This is a genomic window from Sphingopyxis sp., from assembly GCF_035250425.1.
Taxonomy (GTDB): domain Bacteria; phylum Pseudomonadota; class Alphaproteobacteria; order Sphingomonadales; family Sphingomonadaceae; genus Sphingopyxis.
The window spans coordinates 1-5672 of sequence record NZ_DATFFD010000138.1; the positions used below are offsets into that span (position 1 = coordinate 1).

Consider the following 5672-nt stretch of genomic DNA (forward strand, 5'->3'; position numbering starts at 1 on the left):
CGACCTGAAGGCGGCGTCGGGATTCCAGCCCGTCGCGATCAAGGAGGATATGACCGAGGCCGAGTATAGCTCGATCCTCGTCCGCCTGCCCGAACTGCCCGGCATCGCGCCGCAGCGCGGCTTTGCCCGCAATTACCCGACCGGCGCGGCGGTCGGCCATCTGGTCGGCTATGTCGGCGCCCCGAACGCCGAAGAATATCAGAAGGCCAAGGATCCGCTGTACATCACGCCGGGGTACAAGATTGGCAAGGACGGGCTGGAGAAATATTTCCAGGACATGCTGAAGGGCCAGCCCGGCGCGAAGCGCGTCGAGGTGACCGCGCGCGGCAAGGTCGTCCGCGATCTTTCGACGCAGGCCGATGTGCAGGGCAAGACCGTCCATCTGACGATCGACGCCGACCTGCAGGAATATGTCGCGCGGCGCATGGGGCGCGAGTCGGGCGCGGCGGTCGTGATCGATTGCCAGAATGGCGATATCCTCTCCTTTGTGTCGATGCCGAGCTTCGATCCGAACAGCTTTTCGGACGGGATCAGCAGCAGCGAATATGCCTGGCTGCGCGCCGACGATCACCAGCCGCTGATCAACAAGGCGACGCGCGGGCTCTATCCGCCCGGATCGACGCTGAAGCCGATGGCCGCGATCGCCGCGATCGAGCACGGCGTCGACCCGAGCGAGCGGCACACCTGCGTCGGCGGCTACCGCCTCGGCAACCGCTTCTTCCGCTGCCTCGGCACGCACGGCAGCCTCGACATGCCGTCGGCGATCATGAAGAGTTGCAACAGCTATTTTTACTGGCTCGCGCACCGGCTCGGCTATGATGCCATCGCACCGACCGCAAAGCTGATGGGTCTGGGCGAAGAGTTCCAGCTCGCGGGCAGCAACCAGCGTTTCGGCACCATTCCCGACAGCGCGTGGAAGATGAAGAAATACGACCAGCCATGGTCGGCCTCGGACTCGCTCAACGCCGTCATCGGACAAGGCTATGTCAGCGTGAACCCCCTCCAGCTCGCCGTGATGGCCGCGCGGATCGCATCGGGACGCCGGCTTTATCCGCGCCTGATCAACCGCGAGTTCAAGAACGAACCCCTGCCCTTTTCGGCCGAAGCGCTGGCGACCGCGCGCCATGGCATGGACCTCGTCGTCAACGGGCCGGGGGGAACCGCCGGGCGCAGTCGCCTGCCGCTCGATGGCATAACGATGGCGGGCAAGACGGGCACCGCACAGGTGCGCGGGCTCAACACCGGCAACGGCAAGGCCGGAACCTGGAAATTCCGCGATCACGGCCTGTTCGTCGGCTTCGCGCCGGTCGTCAATCCGCGCTATGCGACGGCTGTCGTGATCGAGCATGGCATGGGCGGATCGCGCGCCGCGGCGCCGGTGGCCAAGGATTTCATGACCTTCCTCTTCGACCGCGAAAAGGCGATGGAGGCGCTCGAAACCTTCGAGGCCGGCTGGGGCGGCACGATCAAGGAACGCATGGACCGCGACTATGCGGCGTGGAAATCGGGCGCATCGAGCGACCCCGAACCGGGAGCGCCGCAATGATCCCCGTCCCACCCGCCATCCAACGCTTCCCGTGGAAGGTGATCGCGATCCTCGCCGGCATCACCGGCTTCGGCCTGCTCGTCCTCTATTCGGCGGCGGGCGGCAACTGGTCGCCATGGGCGCTCAACCAAGGCGTGCGCTTCCTCATTTTTCTGACCGCCGCGCTGGTGATCGGGCGATTTCCCATCCGTATCTTCGAGGATTTTTCCTACCTCGCCTATATCGGCGTCCTGATATTGCTGATCGCGGTCGAGCTTTTGGGTTTTGTCGGCGGGGGCAGCCAGCGATGGCTCAACCTCGGCTTCATGAACCTCCAGCCGTCGGAACTGATGAAGGTCGCGATCGTCGTCGCGCTCGCACGTTTCTATGCGCAGTTGCCGCCCGGCAACACACGCACCTTCACCGCACTGTGGCCCGCGCTGGTAATGATCGGCCTTCCCGCGGCGCTCGTCATGCTGCAACCCGACCTCGGCACCGCGCTGTCGATCTGCATCGGCGGGGTCATCGTGATGTTCGTCGCCGGCCTGCCCTTCTGGTGGTTCGGCAGCGCGGCGGTGGCCGGCGCGGCGGCACTGCCCATTCTTTTCTCCTTCCTCCACGATTATCAGCAAAAGCGCGTGCTGATCTTCCTAGACCCCGAAAGCGACCCGCTCGGCGCCGGCTATCATATCAGCCAGTCGAAGATCGCGATCGGGTCGGGCGGCATCGGCGGCAAGGGTTTCCTCAACGGGTCGCAAAGCCATCTCGACTATCTGCCCGAGGGCCACACCGACTTCATCTTCGCCACGATGGCGGAGGAATGGGGGCTGATCGGCGGGCTCGCGCTGCTGTTCGGATTCTTCCTGCTGCTGCGCTGGTCGACGCGCGTCGCGCTCAAGGCGCGGACGCGTTTCGGACAGCTCACCGCGGCGGGCCTCACCATGACGATCTTTTTCTACATCGCGATCAATCTGATGATGGTGATGGGCCTCGCCCCCGTCGTCGGCATTCCGTTGCCGCTCTTCTCCTATGGCGGCTCGTCGATGCTGACGATCATGACCTGCGTCGGCATCATCCTCGCGATCGAAAACGACAGCAAAACGGGCACGCGCCGCTTTCATTGAGAAAAAACTTGGCAAAAAGGCGTCGGGGGCATTGCCATCCCCCCAGAGCCATGATAGCGGGCCGCTCGCTTCGCAGCAAAGAGGACAACTCTTCAGCAGCAAGGCGCGCCTGAAATGGCAGTGGACGCATAGCTCAGTTGGTAGAGCAGCTGACTCTTAATCAGCGGGTCCTAGGTTCGAGCCCTAGTGCGTCCACCATTTTTTCAATGACCGCCCCAAAGCGGACGTTCCGTCGCGATCAAAAGTCGACCTGCGTGCGCAGCCCGAAGGTATCGGCGCTGTAGCTGCGATCGCCGTTCGCCGTCGCGATCCGCGCGTCGTCGAGCCAGACTTTGCCGTAGTTGGCGGTGATCCGGATATAGTCGATCGGCGCCCAGACGAGCCCGACCAGCGCGGTCTTTTGCTGCCCGCCGCGGATGCCCGCGTCGTTGAGGTCGAGATAGTCATAGCGCGCATTGACCTCGATCGCGCCGATCCCGCCGGCGGTGATCGGCTTCGAGGGCTTGAGGCGGTCGAATGCGCCATCCTTGTAGCCGCGCGTATCGCCGCCCGTCAGCACCATGCCGACCTCGGCATAGCCGCCGAAGAAGGTCGGGTCGGCGGCGGCGGTGCTGCGCTTGATGCTCTGCCAATAGGCTTCGCCCGCGGCGTGGAACGGCCCGGCGAGCACCGCGCCTTCGATGCCGAGGCCACGCTCGCTCGATATGTCGAGCAGCCCGGTATCGACCAGCCGCACGTCGGTCGTGTGGACGAAAGGACGCGCGCGGTAGCGGTTCGTCGCGGCGGGGTCGCCCGGGTCGCGGTAATGGCCGGATGCGCCGAGATGAAGCTGCGCATTGCCAAGCTTCGGCATGAACACGACGCGGCCATCGACGCTGAGGCTGTGGTTGCTGTCCGTGAGGTCGGCGGCATTGTCGCCGAACACCCCGCCCTGCAGCAGCACGGCCTTGCCCTTATACTGCGCCGACAGGCCGACGCGGCGTTCGAAACCGAACGCCTGCGTAAACGCCGCGCGCTCGGTGAAGCTGGTGAACAGATCGCTCGTCATATCGTCGAGCGCCCAGAAGGGCTTGATCTGGCCCGCGGTGACCGTCAGCGGCCCGGTTCCATAGGTCAAATAAATGTCGGTGAGCTCGACTGTGCTGTTCGCGATATCGGCCTCGACGCGGTACGAAAAGCCGCCCGGGATCTTGCCGTCGACGCCCAGATAGACGCGGCGGAATTCGGTCGCGGTGCCGCCGCGGATGCCGGTGACGCCCGCCGGCGCGTCGATGCTCGCAACATCGAGCTGGATGCGGCCACGCGGCTTGAAGCTCCAGCCGTCGGCGGTCTTGATCTCGGGCGCGCCCTTCCAGCTGATCTCGGTCGCGGGCTTCGCCGTCACCGGCGGCGGTGCGGGGGTCGGCATTGGTGCGGGTGCCGCGGTCGCGGCATCGAGCCGCGTCTCCAGCGTTTGCACCTGCGCCTTGAGCGCCGCGAGTTCGGCGCGCAGTTGCGCCGCCTCTTCCGCCGTCATCGCCTGGGCATGGGCGGCGGTCGGCAGGCTGAACATCGATGTCGCCAGCAAGGCGGCGGTGATAGCGTGGCGCATGAGGGGTGCTCCGTTGCGAAGGGTGACGATCTGACGGCGCTGCTATGACGCTTACGTGACAGATGCACGTCATTTGCATGACATTTTTGTTGCACATGTCGTTTTTCGCGCCCTCTTGCCAGCGGGGTGCGAACGGCTAAGGACGTTCCAGTTTTTTCGGGCAACCTTTCTCCGGCTTGCCCCTTCCGGGAGACCATCATGACGATCAAATTTGACGGGCGTGTTGCTATTGTTACAGGCGCCGGCGGCGGCCTCGGCCGCGCCTATGCTCTCGAACTCGCGCGGCGCGGCGCCAAGGTGGTCGTCAACGACCTCGGCGGATCGCGCGACGGCACCGGCCATTCGGACGCCGCGCTCAGCGTCGTCGAGGAAATCCGCGCGGCGGGCGGCACTGCCATATCGAACGGCGGCAGCGTCACCGAATATGACCAGATGGTCGAAATGGTGGCGAAGGCGAAAGAGGAATGGGGCGGCGTCCACGTCCTGATCAACAACGCCGGCATCCTGCGCGACAAAAGCTTCGCCAAGATGGAGCCCGCCGATTTCGATCTGGTGCTGAAGGTGCATGTCAGCGGCAGCGCCAATGTCACCAAGGCGTGCTGGGATCTGATGCGCGAACAGGCCTATGGCCGCATCCTGATGACCGCGTCGTCGACCGGCCTCTACGGCAATTTCGGCCAGGCCAATTACGGCGCGGCGAAGCTCGGCCTCGCGGGCCTCACCAAGACGCTTCATCTTGAAGGCGCGAAGTACAACATCCGCTGCAACACGATCGCGCCGGTCGCGGGCACGCGCATGACCGAAGACATCTTCCCCGCCGAACTGTTCGAGAAGTTCACGCCCGAGAATGTCGTTCCGGCGGCGCTGTACCTCGTGAGCGAGGACGCCCCGACCAACATGATCGTCGGCGCGGGCGCGGGCGCCTATCACGCCGCCTTTGTCACCATGACCCCCGGCGTCGCGCTGCCCGAGGGCGAGCGCACCCCCGAAGGTGTCGCCGCGGCATGGGAGAAGATCATCGACCGCACCGGCGAGATCGTCCCGCAGTCGGGCAGCGAGCAGTCGATGAATGTCATGAAGGCATTGATGGCGCTGGGCTGACCTTTGGTCGATCCTCCCCGTCGCGGAGCGGTGGGGAGGGCCGAGTGCTACACTGTATTGACACACTAATACGCTCATGCCATAACATTGCGGGGCAAGGGGATCGGACAGAAGGACGACCCCCGATGTATAGTGAAACCGACCTGCAAGCCGCGGTCGATGCAAAGGTACTGACGCCGGAGGCCGCACTGGCTTTCCGGTCGCATATCGCATCGGTGCGCGCCGCCCCCGGAGCGGATGAGGAATCATTCCGCCTTATCACCGGCTTCAACGATATTTTCGTCAGCATCGCGGCGGTGATCCTGCTCGTCGCGGTCGGCTGGATCGGCGC

Annotated in this window: 4 protein-coding genes, 1 tRNA gene and 1 pseudogene; 5 read left to right on the forward strand and 1 reads right to left on the reverse strand. The window is 64.7% G+C overall.

The annotated features are described in order from the left end of the window. The 3 genes from mrdA to VJ811_RS07975 all read left to right on the forward strand — a co-directional run. On the forward strand, window positions 1-1546 hold a 1546-nt coding region (gene mrdA, locus VJ811_RS07965; RefSeq protein WP_324071731.1), incomplete at its 5' end, for a penicillin-binding protein 2. Continuing rightward, window positions 1543-2649, forward strand: coding sequence for a rod shape-determining protein RodA (gene rodA / locus VJ811_RS07970; RefSeq protein WP_324071732.1), 1107 nt, complete (start codon window positions 1543-1545; stop codon window positions 2647-2649). The genes mrdA and rodA, both read left to right, overlap by 4 nt. A gap of 122 nt (window positions 2650-2771) precedes the next feature. Beyond that, window positions 2772-2847 (forward strand) — tRNA-Lys (locus VJ811_RS07975). Window positions 2848-2887: 40 nt separating this feature from the next. Here VJ811_RS07975 and VJ811_RS07980 read toward each other — a convergent pair. Then, the gene (locus VJ811_RS07980) at window positions 2888-4240 is read right to left on the reverse strand and encodes an OprO/OprP family phosphate-selective porin (RefSeq protein ID WP_324071733.1); all 1353 of its coding nucleotides are present in this window, start codon (window positions 4238-4240) and stop codon (window positions 2888-2890) included. Window positions 4241-4438: 198 nt separating this feature from the next. Here VJ811_RS07980 and VJ811_RS07985 point away from each other — a divergent pair, with 198 nt between their 5' ends. Further along, complete coding sequence (locus VJ811_RS07985) at window positions 4439-5341, forward strand: SDR family oxidoreductase (protein ID WP_324071734.1); 903 nt, start codon at window positions 4439-4441, stop codon at window positions 5339-5341. Between the two features lie 125 nt (window positions 5342-5466). Next, window positions 5467-5672: pseudogene (locus VJ811_RS07990) on the forward strand (hypothetical protein); the annotation flags it as partial.